Annotated in this window: 14 protein-coding genes; 9 read left to right on the top strand and 5 right to left on the bottom strand. The window is 61.0% G+C overall.

Annotated elements, in window-relative coordinates:
- The 4 genes from OP495_RS10900 to OP495_RS10885 form a co-directional block, all read left to right on the top strand.
- Nucleotides 1-813: aldo/keto reductase (locus tag OP495_RS10900; protein ID WP_280569168.1), on the top strand; the 813-nt coding region annotated here is incomplete at its 5' end.
- 172 nt (nt 814-985) lie between these two features.
- Nucleotides 986-2,716 carry a gamma-glutamyltransferase gene (gene ggt, locus OP495_RS10895; RefSeq protein ID WP_280569166.1) on the top strand — a complete coding sequence of 577 codons (1,731 nt, stop codon included), beginning with the start codon at nt 986-988 and terminating at the stop codon, nt 2,714-2,716.
- A 27-nt stretch (nt 2,717-2,743) separates the two neighbouring features.
- Nucleotides 2,744-3,898 carry an MFS transporter gene (locus tag OP495_RS10890; RefSeq protein WP_280563990.1) on the top strand — a complete coding sequence of 385 codons (1,155 nt, stop codon included), beginning with the start codon at nt 2,744-2,746 and terminating at the stop codon, nt 3,896-3,898.
- A gap of 67 nt (nt 3,899-3,965) precedes the next feature.
- Nucleotides 3,966-4,577, top strand: a complete 612-nt coding sequence (locus OP495_RS10885; protein WP_280563989.1) for a YajG family lipoprotein — start codon at nt 3,966-3,968, stop codon at nt 4,575-4,577.
- A gap of 25 nt (nt 4,578-4,602) precedes the next feature.
- Here OP495_RS10885 and tmpT read toward each other — a convergent pair whose 3' ends face one another.
- Nucleotides 4,603-5,244 (bottom strand): thiopurine S-methyltransferase, encoded by a 642-nt coding sequence (tmpT, locus tag OP495_RS10880; protein ID WP_280569163.1) that lies wholly within the window; start codon nt 5,242-5,244, stop codon nt 4,603-4,605.
- Nucleotides 5,245-5,307: 63 nt separating this feature from the next.
- The gene (locus OP495_RS10875; RefSeq protein WP_280563987.1) at nt 5,308-5,925 is read right to left on the bottom strand and encodes a TIGR04211 family SH3 domain-containing protein; all 618 of its coding nucleotides are present in this window, start codon (nt 5,923-5,925) and stop codon (nt 5,308-5,310) included.
- A 503-nt stretch (nt 5,926-6,428) separates the two neighbouring features.
- On the opposite strand from OP495_RS10875, the gene miaB reads away from it, so the two are divergent.
- From miaB to lnt, 5 genes are all read left to right on the top strand, one after another.
- Nucleotides 6,429-7,775, top strand: a complete 1,347-nt coding sequence (gene miaB / locus OP495_RS10870; RefSeq protein WP_280563986.1) for a tRNA (N6-isopentenyl adenosine(37)-C2)-methylthiotransferase MiaB — start codon at nt 6,429-6,431, stop codon at nt 7,773-7,775.
- Nucleotides 7,776-7,892: 117 nt separating this feature from the next.
- Nucleotides 7,893-8,972, top strand: coding sequence for a PhoH family protein (locus tag OP495_RS10865; RefSeq protein WP_280563985.1), 1,080 nt, complete (start codon nt 7,893-7,895; stop codon nt 8,970-8,972).
- Nucleotides 8,969-9,430 carry an rRNA maturation RNase YbeY gene (gene ybeY / locus OP495_RS10860; RefSeq protein ID WP_280569160.1) on the top strand — a complete coding sequence of 154 codons (462 nt, stop codon included), beginning with the start codon at nt 8,969-8,971 and terminating at the stop codon, nt 9,428-9,430. The genes OP495_RS10865 and ybeY overlap by 4 nt, the downstream gene beginning before the upstream one ends.
- Nucleotides 9,431-9,537: 107 nt before the next feature.
- Nucleotides 9,538-10,431: a transporter associated domain-containing protein gene (locus OP495_RS10855; RefSeq protein ID WP_280563983.1), complete on the top strand. Its 894-nt coding sequence runs from the start codon at nt 9,538-9,540 to the stop codon at nt 10,429-10,431.
- A 78-nt stretch (nt 10,432-10,509) separates the two neighbouring features.
- The gene (gene lnt, locus OP495_RS10850) at nt 10,510-11,979 is read left to right on the top strand and encodes an apolipoprotein N-acyltransferase (protein ID WP_280569158.1); all 1,470 of its coding nucleotides are present in this window, start codon (nt 10,510-10,512) and stop codon (nt 11,977-11,979) included.
- A gap of 70 nt (nt 11,980-12,049) precedes the next feature.
- Here the strand turns inward: lnt and OP495_RS10845 are convergent, their stop codons facing one another.
- The 3 genes from OP495_RS10845 to betC all read right to left on the bottom strand — a co-directional run bounded on the left by OP495_RS10845 (nt 12,050) and on the right by betC (nt 16,049).
- Nucleotides 12,050-13,138 carry a proline racemase family protein gene (locus OP495_RS10845; protein WP_280569153.1) on the bottom strand — a complete coding sequence of 363 codons (1,089 nt, stop codon included), beginning with the start codon at nt 13,136-13,138 and terminating at the stop codon, nt 12,050-12,052.
- Entirely contained in the window at nt 13,135-14,298 is a 1,164-nt protein-coding gene (locus tag OP495_RS10840) for a zinc-binding dehydrogenase (RefSeq protein ID WP_280563980.1), read from the bottom strand. The genes OP495_RS10845 and OP495_RS10840 overlap by 4 nt, the downstream gene beginning before the upstream one ends.
- 236 nt (nt 14,299-14,534) lie before the next feature.
- Entirely contained in the window at nt 14,535-16,049 is a 1,515-nt protein-coding gene (betC, locus tag OP495_RS10835) for a choline-sulfatase (protein ID WP_280563979.1), read from the bottom strand.
- Nucleotides 16,050-16,328: the final 279 nt, after the last annotated feature.

The following is a 16,328-nucleotide window of genomic DNA, read 5'->3' as shown; positions in this document are numbered from 1 at the left end:
ATTCCGGCGTCCGGACAGCGCATTCCAGTCGTCGGCCTCGGCACCGCGCGGACCTTCGATGTCGACCCCGATCACGCCGCAGCGATGCAGCCGCTGGAAAAGGTACTGCAGAACTTCTACAACGGCGGCGGTCGGCTCGTCGACAGTTCACCGATGTACGGCCGAGCTGAAACCGTTGTCGGCCGGCTCGCGGAGCGACTCGGTATCGTCGACGACCTATTCATGGCGACCAAGGTGTGGACACGCGGCGAGGAAGCCGGCATCGAGGAGATGGAGACTTCCCGTGAGCGCATGGGCGGCGGTCACCTCGATCTGCTCCAGGTGCACAATCTGGTCGATCTCCAGACCCAGCTCGACACCCTCAAGGCCTGGCGAGACGAGGGCCGGGTCCGCTATATCGGCGTCACCCACTACACCGTGTCGGGTCACGAACGCCTGGCCCAAATCATCGAGCGCGAGCCGATCGATTTCGTCCAGTTCAACTACAATATCGCGACGCGCAATGCCGCAAAACGTCTGCTCCCGGCCGCAGCCGACAACGGTGTCGCGACCCTGATCAACGAGCCGTTCGAGAGAGGATCGCTGTTCGGTCGGGTCAAAGGCGAGTCATTGCCTGAATGGACTCGGGAACTCGGCATCGAGAGTTGGGCGCAACTGTTTCTCAAGTTCATCGTCAGTCACCCGGCGGTGACCTGCGCCATACCGGCGACGAGCGATCCGGAGCACGCGGCAGACAATATCGCGGCTGCCAATGGTCCGCTCCCGAATGCGGATCAACGCGAGCGTATGGTGTCACTGGTGCGCTCATTATGAACCGACATCGGGTTGCATGGCATTTACGACCACTGTAACTGTACGTGCTCGGCACTTCGCCTCGAGAGGGGACACGCACTCCTTGCATATTCAGGCGACGCCTTCGATAGTAAAAGCAATACCTCATAAAAACGCGGCGCCGCATTGCCGCACCACTCGCGAGAGGCCCGGGATGATTCGACTTACCTTGCGCCATGGACGACGTCTGGCACTGTGCGCGTTACTCGCCACCCTGTCGCTTCCCGCCAGCGCTCAGCAGGCGATTCTCGAAGGCGAGCGCTTCCATCCTCAGGAAGGCCAACACGGCATGGCGGCCACCAGCCACTACCTGGCCTCGAAGATCGCGCGCGACGTCATGCAAGACGGCGGCAACGCGGTCGACGCGGCGGTCACCGCAGGATTCGCACTGGCCGTCACCCAGCCGCGCTCCGGCAACATCGGCGGCGGCGGTTTCATGCTGATCTCCGATGAAAAAAGCGACGAGGTCATTGCCATCGATTATCGCGAAAAGGCGCCTGGAGCGGCCTATGAAACGATGTTCCAGAACGATCAAGGTGAAGCTGTGTCCGAGCTGTCCCGTTTTACCCACAACGCCTCCGGCGTTCCGGGAACCGTGGCCGGGCTGGCGCTGGCCCTTGACGAGTACGGCACGCTAAGTCTCGCCGAGGCCCTAGCACCCGCCATTCGACTCGCCGAAGAAGGCTTCGAGATACCGCCGCGTTTCGCAAATGGCTTGCGCGACGCACGCGAACGCCTGGGCCAATGGGATGCCTCGCGAGCGGTGTTCTACAAAAAGGATGGTAGCCTCTACACCGCGGGTGAAACGTTCCGCCAGCCGGATCTCGCGGCAACGCTCAAGCGCATTGCTGCCAATGGCCCGCGCGAGTTCTATGAGGGTAAGACTGCCGAACTCATCGCCCAGGAAATGGAAAAACACGACGGGCTCATGACCGCCGAGGACCTGGCTGCCTACCAGCCCACGCTTCGCGAACCCGTGCATGGGACCTATCGCGGCTACGACGTCTACGCCATGAGTCCGCCGTCCAGCGGCGGCGCGCATATCGTACAGATGCTCAACATCCTCGAGGGCTATGACATCGGTGAGATGGGCTTCAATTCGGCTCGCACCATCCACGTCATGTCCGAGGCAATGAAGCGCGCCTATGCCGACCGCGCCGAGTACCTGGGCGATACCGACTTCGTCGATGTACCACTCGATGGCATCACCTCCAAGGAATACGCCGACGAGCTGCGTGAGCAGATCGACAAGGGGCGCGCCACGCCCAGCGATGCCATCGCGGCGGGGGATCCGCTGCCTTATGAGTCCAACGAAACCACGCACTTCTCGATCGCCGACGACAACGGCCTGGCCGTGTCCAACACTTATACTCTCAACTTCAGTTACGGCTCGGGTATCGTCGTCGATGGCGCGGGCTTCTTGCTCAACAATGAAATGGATGACTTTTCCGCCAAGCCGGGTACACCCAATGCTTATGGCTTGATCGGCGGAGAAGCCAATAAGATCGAGCCCAATAAGCGCATGCTGTCATCGATGACGCCCACCATCGTCAAAAAGGATGGCAAGAACTTCCTGATCACCGGCAGCCCCGGTGGATCTCGGATCATCACCACGACGCTGCAGGTGGTCATGAACGTCATCGATCACGACATGAACGTGCAAAGCGCCGTGAGCGTGCCGCGTATCCATCATCAGTGGTTGCCCGATGAGATCCGCATCGAGGAAGGCATCAGCCCAGACACCATCGGCCTACTCGAATCCATGGGGCACCATGTTTCTCAGCAAGCTGCCATGGGGGCCGCACAATCGGTGCTGATCGAGGATGGGCATTTCTTCGGCGGTGCCGATCCACGTCGTTCGACGTCTTCCGCACTGGGCCTTTAAGTGCGGGATGAAGTCGAGCGTCCCGTCATGCCCATCATCTGGATCGCCCTGGCCGAGCTGTTCGGTACCGCCTTGTGGTTCACTCCCAATGCGGTGATCGGCGATCTGGAACGTGAATGGGCACTCGCTGCCCATGATCTGGGTTGGCTGACCGGCGCCGTCCAAGTCGGCTTTCTTCTGGGCACGTTGATGATCGGCCTGAGCGGCATTGCCGACCGACGCGATGCCAGCCGCCTCTTCGCCACCTGTTGCCTGGTCGGCGCCCTCAGCAATGGCCTGCTCCCCTGGGCCGGTGGCCTGTGGCCAGCCGTGGCGTTACGCCTCGTCACCGGCATGGCACTGGCCGGCATCTATCCGGTGGGCATGAAACTCATGGTGGGCTGGGCACCACAACGTACAGGGCTCGGGCTGGCGTGGCTGGTGGGCATGCTGGTCATCGGAACCGCGACTCCGCATCTGCTGGCCGGGCTATCTCTGGAAGGAGGTTGGCGCAGCGCCTTGTGGTGCGCCTCGCTGCTGGCGCTCATCGCGGGCACCATGATCTGGCGTCTCGGCGAAGCGCCCCACTTGCGCAAGATGGCCGGCAAGACATCGCGCTGGGCGGGCCTCGGCGCGTTCCGAATCGAAGAATTTCGACACGCCGCCAGCGCCTACTTCGGACACATGTGGGAGCTTTATACGCTGTGGGCGCTGATCCCTCTTCTACTGGCCACGGCACTACCGACCCTGACGACCGCACAACTGGCGCTCGGTAGTTTCGTGCTGATCGCCATCGGTGGGCCGGGATGCTGGCTGGGTGGCTGGCTGAGTTTGCGCTGGGGCAGTCGTCGCATTGCTCAATTGGGGTTGAGTGGCTCGGCCGTCTGCTGTCTCTTATACCCTTGGCTAAGTAGCATGTCGGGGCTCTGGGCCGCACTATTTCTGGCGCTTTGGAGCCTACTCGCGGTCATCGACTCACCGCATTTCTCGGCGCTATCGGCACGCGCTTGTCCGGCGTCGTTGGTCGGCAGCGCCCTGACCCTGCAAAATGCCATCGGATATGCGATCTCGGCGGCTTCCCTGGCATGGCTGCTTCCCGCCTGGACGGCGCTCGGTCCTTGGGTCGCTTGGCTGATGCTGCCTGGCCCGATGATCGGCCTGTGGGTACTTCGGTCACGCCAAAAGGGCTTCGCGCACTCTTGAGCTGCCGCTATACTCGCCCCAGGGTGTAACTAACTTTTTCCTTTTCATTTCAGGACACACGATGCGCATGCGCCGGCTAATTCCCATCAGAACACGTTCCGCGTTCGCCCTCGTCGCGCTACTCATGGCGCCACTGCTCATGAACGGCTGCGCCCAGAGCCCCCAGATTCTTCAGGTCAAACCCGATATCGGGACGGATCTTCCTCACACGGGGAACGGGCAGGCAATCGTTCTCGACGTCGTGGACGGTCGCCGCAGCGACGTGCTGGGCACGCGCTCTGGCTCACCCGCAGCAACATCGACGATCCGCGTTCCTGCGCATGACGTCATTCCCAAGCTACAGACGCAGGCGGAACAGGCCTTGCACCGCATGGGCTTTTCACTCGCCGAGGACAGTAACGCTAACGCGACGTTAACGTTGACGCTCGCCGATCTCAGTTACGCCCCCGGCGAGGCTGATGCGCCGCTACTCGACGCCGCGCAGCTACAGGCGGTGCTGCGTGCCCAGGTCGCCAACGATGGCGGCACCTATACCGGCACCTACACAGCCAAGCGCAAACAGAGCTTCGCCATCAAGCCCGACTGGGACGCCAACAACCGCATGGTCAGCGACCTGCTGAGCAACGCCTTGCAGCGCGCCTTCAGCGACCCCGAACTTTCCCGCCAGCTCAAGAACTGACTCACGCCAGAGCCGCGACAGGCGGTCATGCCAGTCGCGGCCCACGCCGTATCAGCGACCACACGCTTTCCTGCTTGCCAACGTCATCCGGTGGCCGCGTTTCCAGGTGTGTCAGTTCGAAATTCGCCGCGAACAAACGCTCGACTTCGTCATCGGCCACCGAATACGGCGGGCCACTTTCGGGCGAGTGCATGTCCATCAAGCTGATCAGCAAGCCCCGCGCACCGGGTAACAATAATTGCGCCAAATGAAAGGCATAGCGTTGCCGGGTGGCCTCAGGCAACGCGATCAGCGCCGCGCGATCATAGAATGCCGACAACTCCTCGGCCTGCGCGGTATGGAAATGAAAGAAATCGCCACACCAGAGTTCGATACTACCCTGACGACAGCACGAGAAAGCATCTTGCGTGTAGCGTGATATCGGCGCCTCGCTTTCGGCCATGAACTGCTCGATGGCCAGCGACGAGAGTTCCAGACCGAGCACGGGATGCCCCTGCTCGGCCAGCCAGCGCATATCCAGGCTCTTGCCACACAGGGGCACCAGCACCTTGCCACCGGGCTGCGCCCCGAGTGATGGCCAGTGGCGCTTCAAGGCGTCATGCGGCGTCGGCCGGTGGAACCCGATCCTGCCTTCTTCCCAGCGCTCCAGCCACTCATCCGTCGCCATACGTCGTTAATGCCTCTCTTTCTATCTTCCATCGTTCAAACGGCTGCGACATGCGACACATCATCAAAACCAGCCACTGCGACGCTTACGCCGACGCGGGAGGTGCGGCACGATCAACCCCACCAGCAAACCGGCTCCGGCCACGGCGGCACCGTAGATGAAATAACGCATCAACAGATCCTGTTCCTGCGTATCGAGTCGCGCCTTTAGCTCGCGCGTGGTTTCCTGGGCATCGCTGTACGCCGTATTCAATTCGTCATTGCGCGCTTCCAGATCTTCGATACGTTGCGCCCGCTCGTTGAGCGTGGCTTTCATATCATTGACACGCTGTTCCCACTCTTCATTGATACCGTCGAGTTTCGAGGTCAACTCATCCACACGCGTTTGCAACTCGGGCAAGCGCGAGCTGGCACTCGGCGAGTCTTGCAGGTAGCGGCTGGGAATCCAGACGGCATCTCCATCGTCACCACGGACGTGGCTATAGTCGCCCTGACGCCCAAGCAGCGTCACGGGATCGCCGCTCTCGAGCGTACCGACGATACGATAGTCCTCGGTGGGACCGCTACGTACGTAGGTCGGCAACGTGTCCGAGACCCAGTACTGCCCATCGTCTTGTGCATGAGCGTTAAAAGCGCAGGCCCCGAGGACCAAGCTCAGCATCAGAGGTTTGATTCTAGACATAACGTGGCTTCTTCATGAATGACAAACGGCTCACGAGCACGTACTGCTCCACGCATTGCATCGCCCAACCGAGAAGACCTCCTGTCGCGACTCGGTAGGCGACCATCCACACATTCTGTGGATAAGTCTTGGGAAAACCTGACCTTGACGGCGGCGAGACCACCGCAATGTCTGTCATAGCGACAAATCGTGCAATTTTTGACCACTTTTCGTCGCGTGATAACCGACTCATCGGACACGACAATTTCGCAATCCGAAGTCGATCTTGACTGTCCGCAGCGTACCTCCACGAGGCACTTCACGCGAGATACGCTAGCGTATCATAGCCTCGGTATCATCGCGGACGATTCGACACAGGCGCAAGACTGGCCCACGGTGTCGTCAATCCGTATAATATTACGTCTTATCCTGGACAAGCGGCTGGGCCATGCTTAAAGGCCACGCTTTTACTTACTCCCAATCACGGACATATGTCGGGCGTTCGACGCACCGACCGGATCGGTATGGCGAAGAAACTCTTCATCAAGACCCACGGCTGCCAGATGAACGAGTATGACTCCGCACGCATGGCGGATCTACTCGGCGAATCGCATGCACTCGAGCTGACCGACGACGAGCGGGAGGCCGATGTCATCCTGCTCAACACCTGTTCGATCCGTGAGAAGGCTCAGGAGAAGGTCTTCCACCAGCTCGGGCGCTGGAAGAAGCTCAAGGCCGACAATCCCGATCTCGTGATCGGTGTCGGGGGCTGCGTGGCCAGTCAGGAAGGCGGCAACATTCAGAAGCGCGCTCCCCACGTGGACATGGTATTCGGGCCGCAGACCATGCATCGGCTGCCGACCATGGTCGACTCGAGCAAAGGGGCAGAGACCATCTCGATGGTCGATGTCACGTTCCCCGAGATCGAAAAGTTCGACCACCTTCCCAAGCCCACGGCGGACGGTGCCACCGCATTCGTCTCGATCATGGAAGGCTGTTCGAAGTACTGCACCTTCTGCGTGGTGCCCTATACTCGTGGCGAAGAAGTCTCGCGGCCCTTCGAGCCGGTAATGGAGGAGGTCATCCATCTCGCCGATCAAGGCGTGCGCGAGATCAACCTGCTGGGTCAGAACGTCAACGCCTATCGCGGCGAGAACCAGTTGGGCGATGAGATCGACCTCGCCGAGCTGATCGGCTGTGTCGCCGCCGTGGAAGGCATCGACCGCATCCGCTTTACGACCTCGCACCCGGTGGAGTTCTCCGACAGCCTGATCGAGGCCTACGGCGAGATCCCGGAACTGGTCAGCCACCTGCACCTACCCGTGCAGGCCGGTTCGGATCGTGTCCTGGCGGCCATGAAGCGCGGTCATACCGTCGAAGAATACGTCGACAAGCTGGAGCGCATTCGCGCGCTGCGCCCGGACATCAGCTTCTCCTCGGATTTCATCATCGGCTTCCCCGGCGAGACCGAAGAAGACTTCATGAACACCATGGATCTGATCCAGCGCATCGGGTACGACGCCTCGTTCAGCTTCGTCTATTCCCCGCGCCCGGGCACCCCGGCCGCGAATCTGGAAGACGAAACGCCGGAAGCGACCAAGAAGCAGCGTCTGGCGATCCTGCAGGAACGTCTCAATCAGCAGACCATGCAGATTTCACGGCGCATGGTCGGCCAGACCGAGCGCATCCTGGTCACCGGGTTCTCACCCAAGGATCCCGGCCAGCTCTCCGGTCGTACCGAGAACAACCGGGTCGTCAACTTCCGCGCACCCAACCCGACCGAGCTCATCGGTTACTTCGTCGATGTCGAGATCACCGAGGCGCTACCCAACTCCCTGCGTGGCGATCTGGCCTCTCCGGCACGCTATTGAGGCGCTGCCAACGGTCTTTGTCTGCTATAGTGACGAATCCTTGCGCAAGATCATTGCCCCGGCATTGTCCGGGGCGCTAAGCTGAATCCACACTTCCAACCCATGGACCTCCTCGAGTTGAGCCAGAACACTTCGCAGGCACATCGCATCCTCACGCTGACACTCGAACCCAACGACCCCATGCGTCTGGCAAGCCTATGCGGACAGCAGGACGAACACCTCAAGCTCGTCGAGTCGCGTCTGGGCGTGACGTTGCGAAATCGCGGCAACACCTTTCAGCTCGCAGGCCCTGGCCCGCACGTCAAGGCGGCCGCCAATGTCGTCGAACATCTCTACCGTGAGACGGAAGACAATGAGCTGACACCGGACACCGTGCACCTTTTCCTGCAGGAATCCGACCTCGAGTCACTGGAAGAAGATGAGGAAACGCTCGACGAGGGCGGTGTGCTCATCCGCACGCCACGTACCTTGATCAAGCCACGCGGTCACAACCAGCAGACCTACGTCGCCAGCATTCACGATCACGACATCAATTTCGGGGTCGGCCCGGCGGGCACCGGTAAGACCTATCTGGCGGTCGCGGCGGCGGTCGAGGCGCTCAACCAGCAACAAGTACGGCGCATCCTCCTGGTGCGCCCGGCGGTGGAAGCCGGCGAGCGCCTGGGCTTCCTCCCCGGCGATCTGGCACAGAAGATCGACCCCTACCTGCGCCCGCTCTACGACGCGCTCTACGAGATGCTGGGCTTCGAGCAGGTCGGCAAGCTGATCGAGCGACAAGTGATCGAGATCGCACCGCTGGCTTACATGCGCGGGCGCACGCTCAACAATGCCTTCATCATTCTCGATGAGAGCCAGAACACCACGCGCGAACAGATGAAGATGTTCCTGACGCGTATCGGCTTCGGCTCCACGGCCGTGATCACCGGCGACATCACCCAGGTCGACCTGCCGCGCGGCAATCAATCGGGGCTGATCCAAGTCCTCGATGTGCTCAAGGACACCGCGGGGATCGGGGTCACGCACTTCGCTGCCAAGGACGTGGTCCGCCACCCCCTCGTCCAGCGTATCATCGAAGCCTACGATGCCTTCGAGAGCGACGAGGAAGAGCAGGAACGCGCCCGCCAAGAACGGCTTGTACAGGCCAAGCACGAGAAAAACGACACACGCCGCGATAACGATGAGCCGGCAAACGCATGATCCCCGACATCGACCGTCAGGTCGCCATTGATACGGCAACCTCGCTTCCCACCCAGGCCGATCTCGAGGCCTGGGTGGGCGCCGTTTTCGCCCGCCACCCCGATGAGGCGCGTACGGAAATGACCGTGCGTTTCGTCTCCCCTGAAGAAAGCCAGACGCTCAATCGCGACTATCGCGACAAGGACAAGTCTACCAACGTGCTTTCCTTCCCGTTTGATGCGCCGCCCGGCATGTCCTTGCCATTGCTTGGCGACCTGGCGATCTGCCACGACGTCGTCGTCTCAGAGGCCACCGCACAGGATAAGCGCCTGGCCCATCACTACACTCATATGGTGATCCACGGCACCTTGCATTTACTCGGCTACGATCATATAGATGAGCGTGAAGCCGAAGAGATGGAAGCATTGGAGCGCGAGCTACTGGCAGGTTTCATGATCGGTGATCCCTATGCCGAGTGACCCCCCGCCTGGCACCCATCTCGACGCCCCGCGATGCTCGGCCCATGGCCGTGCACGCCCTTTATCATCCCCGCGTTATCGTCCATGAGGAACGAGAGACCTATCGCATGAGCGAAGACCGATCGAGCAGCCAGGGTGGCAAATCCTGGCTGGATAAACTGCTGAACGCTTTTTCCAACGACTCCGATGAACCGAGTTCACGAGACGAATTGCTCACCTTCCTGCGTGAGGCCGGCACACGACTGCGCCTCGACCAGGATGCGCTGACCATCATCGAAGGCGCGTTCCAGATCAGCGATCAACAAACGCGCGAGGTGATGATCCCGCGTTCCCAGGTAACCGCCCTGCATGTCGACCAGCGCCCCGAGGACTGCCTACCCATCATCCTCGAGACCGCGCACTCTCGTTATCCGATCATCGACGAGAACCTCGACGAGGTACTGGGCATCGTACTGGTCAAGGATCTCCTGCCGTTGCTCAAGCTCAGCGACGCCGAGCGCCAACGCTTCCAGCTACGCGATATCCTGCGCCCGGCGATGTTCATTCCCGAGTCGAAACGCCTCAACAGCCTGCTCAAGGAATTTCGCGACACCCATAACCATATGGCGGTGGTGGTCGATGAATACGGTGGCACCGCAGGCATCGTGACCATCGAAGACATCCTCGAACAGATCGTCGGCGACATCGAGGACGAACACGACATAGATGAAGAAGACGATATTCGCGACCTGGGCGACGGCACCTATGCGATTCGCGCCCTGACGCCCATCGAGGACTTCAACGAACGCTTCGACACGGTCTTTCCCGACGAGGAATTCGATACCGTCGGCGGTCTGGTCATGCAGCGCTTCGGGCATCTGCCGCGACGCAACGAATACGCCGACCTGGGCACCTGGCGCTTCACCGTACTCAATGCCGACAACCGCCGTATCCGCCTCTTGCAGGTAGCGCCCTGCCCCGAAGACGATGCCGAAGACCCAGGGGACGGCGACAAGCATTAAACCGACGCCGGCGAGGGTGCGGCATGGCCCACAGCGCCGTGCTCTGTTATAAGAGGCCCCTTCGACAAGGAGTGCCTCATGCTGTCTAACCGCACCTATCGCCCCTGGATGGGATACCTCGTCGCGCTGCTCGCCGGCGCGCTCACCACGCTTACCTTCACCCCCTTCGAATGGTGGTGGCTCGGTCCCGTCGCCGTTGCCCTGGTATTCTACGGTCTTCACGATCTGACGCCCGGCCAGGCGGCATTGCGCGGCTGGAGCTACGGCGTGGGGCTCTTCGGTACAGGCACGTCGTGGATCTATGTCTCGATCCATGACTACGGCTACACCGGCATCCCGCTAGCGGTCTTCCTCACCGCGCTATTCGTGGTCACCCTGGCGCTGTTTTATGGCGTGGTGTTCGGTGTCTATCGGCGTTTCACGAGCGCGCGATGGTCCGTGATCACCTTCGCGGGCGTCTGGGTCCTCGGCGAGGCATTGCGTACCTGGGCGTTCTCGGGCTTTCCCTGGCTGCTGCTCGGCAGTGCTCATGTCGAATCGCCGCTGGCGCCGTGGGCGCCCATCGGTGGCGTCTACCTGCTGTCGTTGATCGTCGCTCTCAGCGGCACCTTGCTGGTCGCGCTATTGCAGCGTCGCCTGTGGGCGCTGGTGCCGCTCGTCGCGATGTGGTGCCTACCGCTGGTGATGCCCACCCAGTGGACATCACCGCAAGGCGACCCCAAGCAAGTCGCCCTGCTGCAAGGCAACCTCCCCCAGCTCTCGAAATGGAGTCCCGAGGGCCAACGCCAGGCCGCTAACACCTATGCCGAACTGACGCGCGACCAGGACGACGACACCGACCTGATCGTGTGGCCGGAGACCGCCCTGCCGATGTTCGCCTCCCAGGCTCGCCCCGTGCTCGAACGTGTCCAAGCGACGCTTCCCGCCGATACCGCCCTGCTGACCGGTATCGTTCAGCGCGACGACCAAGGCGATTACTACAATGCGGTCATCGGGATGGGCAACAGCCAAGGCAACTATCGCAAGGAGCACCTGGTACCGTTCGGGGAGTATTTACCGTTGGAGGGCTTGCTGCGCGGCATCATCGCCTTCTTCGATCTGCCCATGTCGAGCTTCACCGCTGGAGACTCCGATCAGGCACCGATCCAGGCCGCCGGTATGCGCCTGGGCAGCGCGATCTGCTACGAAATCATCTATGCCGACCTGGTCGCCCAACGTGCGCGCAATGCCGACGTGCTGCTCACCGTCTCCAACGACACCTGGTTCGGGAACTCCATTGGCCCGCTCCAGCACTTGCAGATGGCCCAATTGCGCGCGCTCGAGAATGGCCGCTACGTACTGCGCGCGACCAGCAACGGTGTCACCGCCATCATCGACGCTCAGGGGCATGTCACTCAGCGCGCCCCGCGCTTCGAGACCGCCAGCATCAGCGGCGAGGTTCAGCCCATGCAAGGGCTGACCCTGTTCACGCGCACCGGCAGTTGGCCGACGTGGCTGCTGGCCTTGTTGCTGCTCATCCCCGGGCTGCGTTGGCGGCGCCGCCAGTAGCAGGCGTCTCGGTCAACGCCCTATCGCGACATGACGCGTGGTGAAATCCACGCGTCATGCCGGAATGGACCTAGTCGGCCGGTGACACTTCCTCGGTGGCCGGCAGTGCCACCTCGGCCTTGCGATGCCCACTGGTGAGGACATGATGCAGGCTGCCGCACTCCACCAGCGGATCGTTGCAGTTGATGACGATGTCCGAGCGCGCCAGCACATGGGCTTTCCCGGTGATGGTGTTCTCGGCCACCTGATGGTCCCCTTCCTGCCGGGAGCCGGTGAACTCGCCGATGAAGCCTGTACCACGCAGCGAAATGGTCTCCAGCTTGTCCCCCGGCTGTAGGGAACCTTCGTAGTGCATCAGGGCCAAGCGTGCGGAAGTGCCGGTACCGGTCGTGCTGCGACAGATCACCCCCGGATGCACATAGGTCGTCGACCGCGAGCGGAAAAAACCGTCCGCGACCTGCTCGACCGGTCCCATGAAATGCAGGAACGGCAACGGCCCCACATCGCCCAGGGTGTAGTGCGAGAAGCCTCGCTCTGCCTGGATCGCCTCGACGATGGCATGGGCGCACTCCGCCAACCGTTCCTCCTCGTCCCGGTTCAACGAGAAGCCCAGCTCGGCGGCATCCACCATCGCGTAGAAGCCTCCACTGTAGGCGACGCTGTAGGTCACGTCCCCGACCGCAGGCACATGGATGCTGGCTCGATAGGTATCGATATAGCTGGGCAAGCCTTCGCAGGTGATGCCCTCCACCACACCGTTTTCCACCCGCGCCTCGATATGCACCAGGCCGGCCGCGGACTCCAGGATGAAGCGCTGGTATCCCTCGCGCTTGGGCACTAGGCCACTTTCCAGCACGGCCGTGGCGGTGCAGATGGTGTTGGAGCCGGAATAGATGGGATAGCCCATCACCTCCATGATGATGTAGCCCACCTCGGCCTCCGGATCGCTGGCGGGAACCAGCAGATCCACCGACATCTCGGGAATGCCATAGGGCTCGCTGAGCAACAACCGACGCAGGCCATCGGCATCCTCGCGCAGGTACTCCATCTTCTCGCGCACCGTATTGCCCGGCAGCGGATCGATACCCCCGGTCACGATACGGCTGACGTCGCCGCCGGCATGCAGGTCGATCAGTTGCAGTGTCAGTTCTTCGCTCATTTTTCTTCCTTCAGCGCGTAGGGCGCGCCATGTTCTTGCCACTGCGAATCCGGGACAACCACGATCTTGCCCAGGTAGTTGCTGTTGCGACTGACGAAATAGCGCTCGGCATCGTGCAGCTCGGAGAGTTTGAAGGCCGCGTGCAAGACAGGCTTCAACTGGCCCGCGCGAATCCAGGCCACCAGTTGTTCGGCCTCGTCGCGTGTACCGTGCGAAACGCCGAATATCTGCACCTGATACAAATAAATCCGCGTCCACATGATCTCGCTGATATTACCGCCACTCGCCCCAGCGATGCTCAAGCGTGGGTTGGTGGTGCGACGTTTCATGTCGAAGATCATGGTGTCGATGAAGCGGTCGGTCATCTCGCCCCCGACCAAGTCCATGACCGCGTCAATGGGCTGATCCTGCGTCAGTTCTCGCACCTTCTCGGTGAAATCCTGCATGTCCGAGCGGTCCAGCACGGCTTCCGCACCCAGCGCTAGAAGTGCCTCTGCCTTGTCCGGTTGGCTCAGTGCGTAAGGCGTCGCGCCCATGATACGACAGAGCCGAATCAGTGCCGTGCCCACTCCGCCGCTGGCGCCCGTCACCAGTACGCGCTCCCCGGCTTTGACGTTGGCCGCGTTCAACATGTGCAGTGCGGTCTGATAGGAACACATACCCATCGCCGCGAGTTCGGCATCGGCCAGCTCAGGATTGTCCACTGTGTGGAACTGCGCCGACGGCACGGCAATGTACTCGGCAAAGCCACCATCGGCGCCATGCCCGTAATAGTCGGGTGTCAGATTGATATCGGAGCGGTCATCGGCATAGATATTGAAGTCCAGCAGCCCACGTTGACCAATACGCTCGGCGCTCACATCCTCGCCGACAGCGACCACGTGCCCGGCCACGTCGGCACCCTGAATCCGCGGAAAGGTCAGTGTCGGGGAACCGCCGATCTGAAACGAGGTCGTATCCCCCTTGTCCTTGGTCGGATAAAGCCCTTCTCGCGCCTTGCGGTCGGTATTGTTCTTCGCTGTCGCTGTCACCTGCACCAGGACCTCGCCTTTGGCGGGCCTCGGCACGGACACATCCTGCCGATAGACCAGCTTGTCGATGTCCCCATGCCCGGTCAGCAACATCGCCGCCATCGCATCGGGCAGCTCCTCGTCGTGCATACCTATCTCCTCGTCATGGTCGCTGCTTCGAGGTGTGACGATATCAAACTTTTCCCGTGCCCAAGGAGGCCGAACGATCAATCGCGCCTCCTTGCCATTGCCTGACACCTGCCTGGCACAGGGACACTGGCACTGGGAGAAACCATCCTGCATGCATGAAAAACGCCCGTACCGGACTGGCACAGGCGTTCATGTTGCTTGCCGACTTGGCTCAGACGATGTGATTCGCCATCGTCTTACTCACCGCGCGGATAACGCTGGGCTTCCTCGACCTCGTTCAGGTCCATGTGGTTACGCATGTAACGCTCGGAAGCATCCTGCAACGGCTGATAGTCCCAAGGATAGTAATGACCGTTACGCAGTGCTTCGTAGACAAGCAGACGTTGTGCCTGGGAGGCGCGCACATCGGCATCGAACTTGGCCATGTCCCAGCGTTCGTGCACCTTGGCCTGATATTCGGCCAGCTTCTCAGCGTAGTCGGGATTCTCCGCCAGGTTGTGCTGTTCCAGCGGATCGGCTTCCATATCGAACAGCTGCGGCGGGTCGATCTCGCAGTGATTGAATTTCCACTTACCCTCGCGGATCGTCACGATCGGCGAATAGCTGCCCTCGGCGGCGTATTCCATGTATACCGGTGCATCACGCTTCTCGCCCTTGGCCAGAGGCAGCAACGACTGACCATCGGTATAGGGCGCGATCGAGGACAGATCGATCCCGACGAAGTCGGCAATGGTGGTGTTGATGTCGACGATCGACACAGGGTCGTCGACATTGCGCGGCTCGATCCCCGGTGCGGAAAGCATCAGTGGTACACGCGAAGAACCTTCATAGGGGCTCATCTTGAACCATAGGCCCTTCTCGCCAAGCATGTCGCCGTGGTCAGCGCAGACCACGATGATCGTGTTGTCGAGCATGCGCGTGCGTTCGAGCACATCCAGAATGCCGCCGATCTTATCGTCGACATAGGAAATGTTGGCAAAATAGCCTTGGCGCGCGTTGCGCACATCCTGAGGCTGGATATCGAACTTAGTATAATCGTTGGCCTCGAAAACACGCTGGGAGTGCGGGTCCAGTTCCTTGAACGGTACTGGGCCTTGCTGCGGCTCGAGATAGGCGCAGTCGTTATACAGATCCCAATACTTGCGACGTGCTACATAAGGATCGTGCGGGTGGGTGAAGCTGACGCAGAGTGCCCAGGGACGCTCGTCGTGACCGCGCGAAAGATCGTACAGCTTCTGCTCAGCATGGAAGGCGACCTCATCGTCGTATTCCATCTGATTGGATATCTCGGCAACGCCTGCTCCGGTCACCGAGCCCAGATTGTGGTACCACCAGTCGATACGCTCGCCCGGCTTGGTGTAGTCCGGTGTCCAGCCGAAATCGGCGGGATAGACATCGGTGGTCAGGCGCGTCTCGAAGCCGTGGAGCTGATCGGGGCCGACGAAGTGCATTTTGCCCGACAGGCAGGTCGAATAGCCGGCACGGCGCAGATGATGCGCCCAGGTGGGCACGCTGGAGGGAAATTCTGCAGCGTTATCATATACCCCGGTGCGGCTCGGCAACTGGCTCGACATGAAAGCAGCCCGCCCCGGTGCGCACAAATAACTCGGCGTATAGGCATTGTTGAAGTTGACCGAGCGTTTGGCCAGCTTCTTGAGATTGGGGGCATGCAGGAAATCGGCAGGACCGTTCTCGAACAACGTGCCGTTGAGTTGGTCGGCCATCAGGACCAGTACGTTGGGTTGCGTCATGGGAAACCTCCCCGGCGAGTATTGTTAGCGTCGAAGCAGCGTACAAGGCCACTTCCAACTCCCTACAGTGACGTTCCTGGAATCGACAGACCAGAGATTTATTTGACCCCTAAGACCCAACTCACATTGCCCTCCCAACGAACTGACCAGAAAGTCTCGTAACAGGCCACCGCAGCGCATTCGTTATGCTTGGTCTGGGAGCCACTAAACGCAACCGGAATGTGTTTCATGCCGCGTAGGCATGGGACGCACCGTCGTCTTACGCGCATATAAGCGCGT

Origin of the sequence: Chromohalobacter sp. 296-RDG, assembly GCF_029889885.1 — a bacterium.
In the GTDB taxonomy this organism is placed as follows: domain Bacteria; phylum Pseudomonadota; class Gammaproteobacteria; order Pseudomonadales; family Halomonadaceae; genus Chromohalobacter.
Note: the sequence above shows the minus strand (reverse complement) of the source record. Positions and strands in the feature narration are given on the sequence as shown.

Bases quoted from the DNA above. Each gene is read 5' to 3' on its own strand.
- OP495_RS10890 (WP_280563990.1), top strand. From the start codon at position 2,744: ATGCCCATCATCTGGATCGCCCTGGCCGAGCTGTTCGGTACCGCCTTG.
- ybeY (WP_280569160.1), top strand. From the start codon at position 8,969: ATGATCCCCGACATCGACCGTCAGGTCGCCATTGATACGGCAACCTCG.
- OP495_RS10845 (WP_280569153.1), bottom strand. From the start codon at position 13,138: ATGAGCGAAGAACTGACACTGCAACTGATCGACCTGCATGCCGGCGGC.
- ggt (WP_280569166.1), top strand. From the start codon at position 986: ATGATTCGACTTACCTTGCGCCATGGACGACGTCTGGCACTGTGCGCG.
- tmpT (WP_280569163.1), bottom strand. From the start codon at position 5,244: ATGGCGACGGATGAGTGGCTGGAGCGCTGGGAAGAAGGCAGGATCGGG.
- OP495_RS10875 (WP_280563987.1), bottom strand. From the start codon at position 5,925: ATGTCTAGAATCAAACCTCTGATGCTGAGCTTGGTCCTCGGGGCCTGC.
- OP495_RS10840 (WP_280563980.1), bottom strand. From the start codon at position 14,298: ATGCACGACGAGGAGCTGCCCGATGCGATGGCGGCGATGTTGCTGACC.
- lnt (WP_280569158.1), top strand. From the start codon at position 10,510: ATGCTGTCTAACCGCACCTATCGCCCCTGGATGGGATACCTCGTCGCG.
- miaB (WP_280563986.1), top strand. From the start codon at position 6,429: ATGGCGAAGAAACTCTTCATCAAGACCCACGGCTGCCAGATGAACGAG.
- betC (WP_280563979.1), bottom strand. From the start codon at position 16,049: ATGACGCAACCCAACGTACTGGTCCTGATGGCCGACCAACTCAACGGC.
- OP495_RS10885 (WP_280563989.1), top strand. From the start codon at position 3,966: ATGCGCCGGCTAATTCCCATCAGAACACGTTCCGCGTTCGCCCTCGTC.
- OP495_RS10855 (WP_280563983.1), top strand. From the start codon at position 9,538: ATGAGCGAAGACCGATCGAGCAGCCAGGGTGGCAAATCCTGGCTGGAT.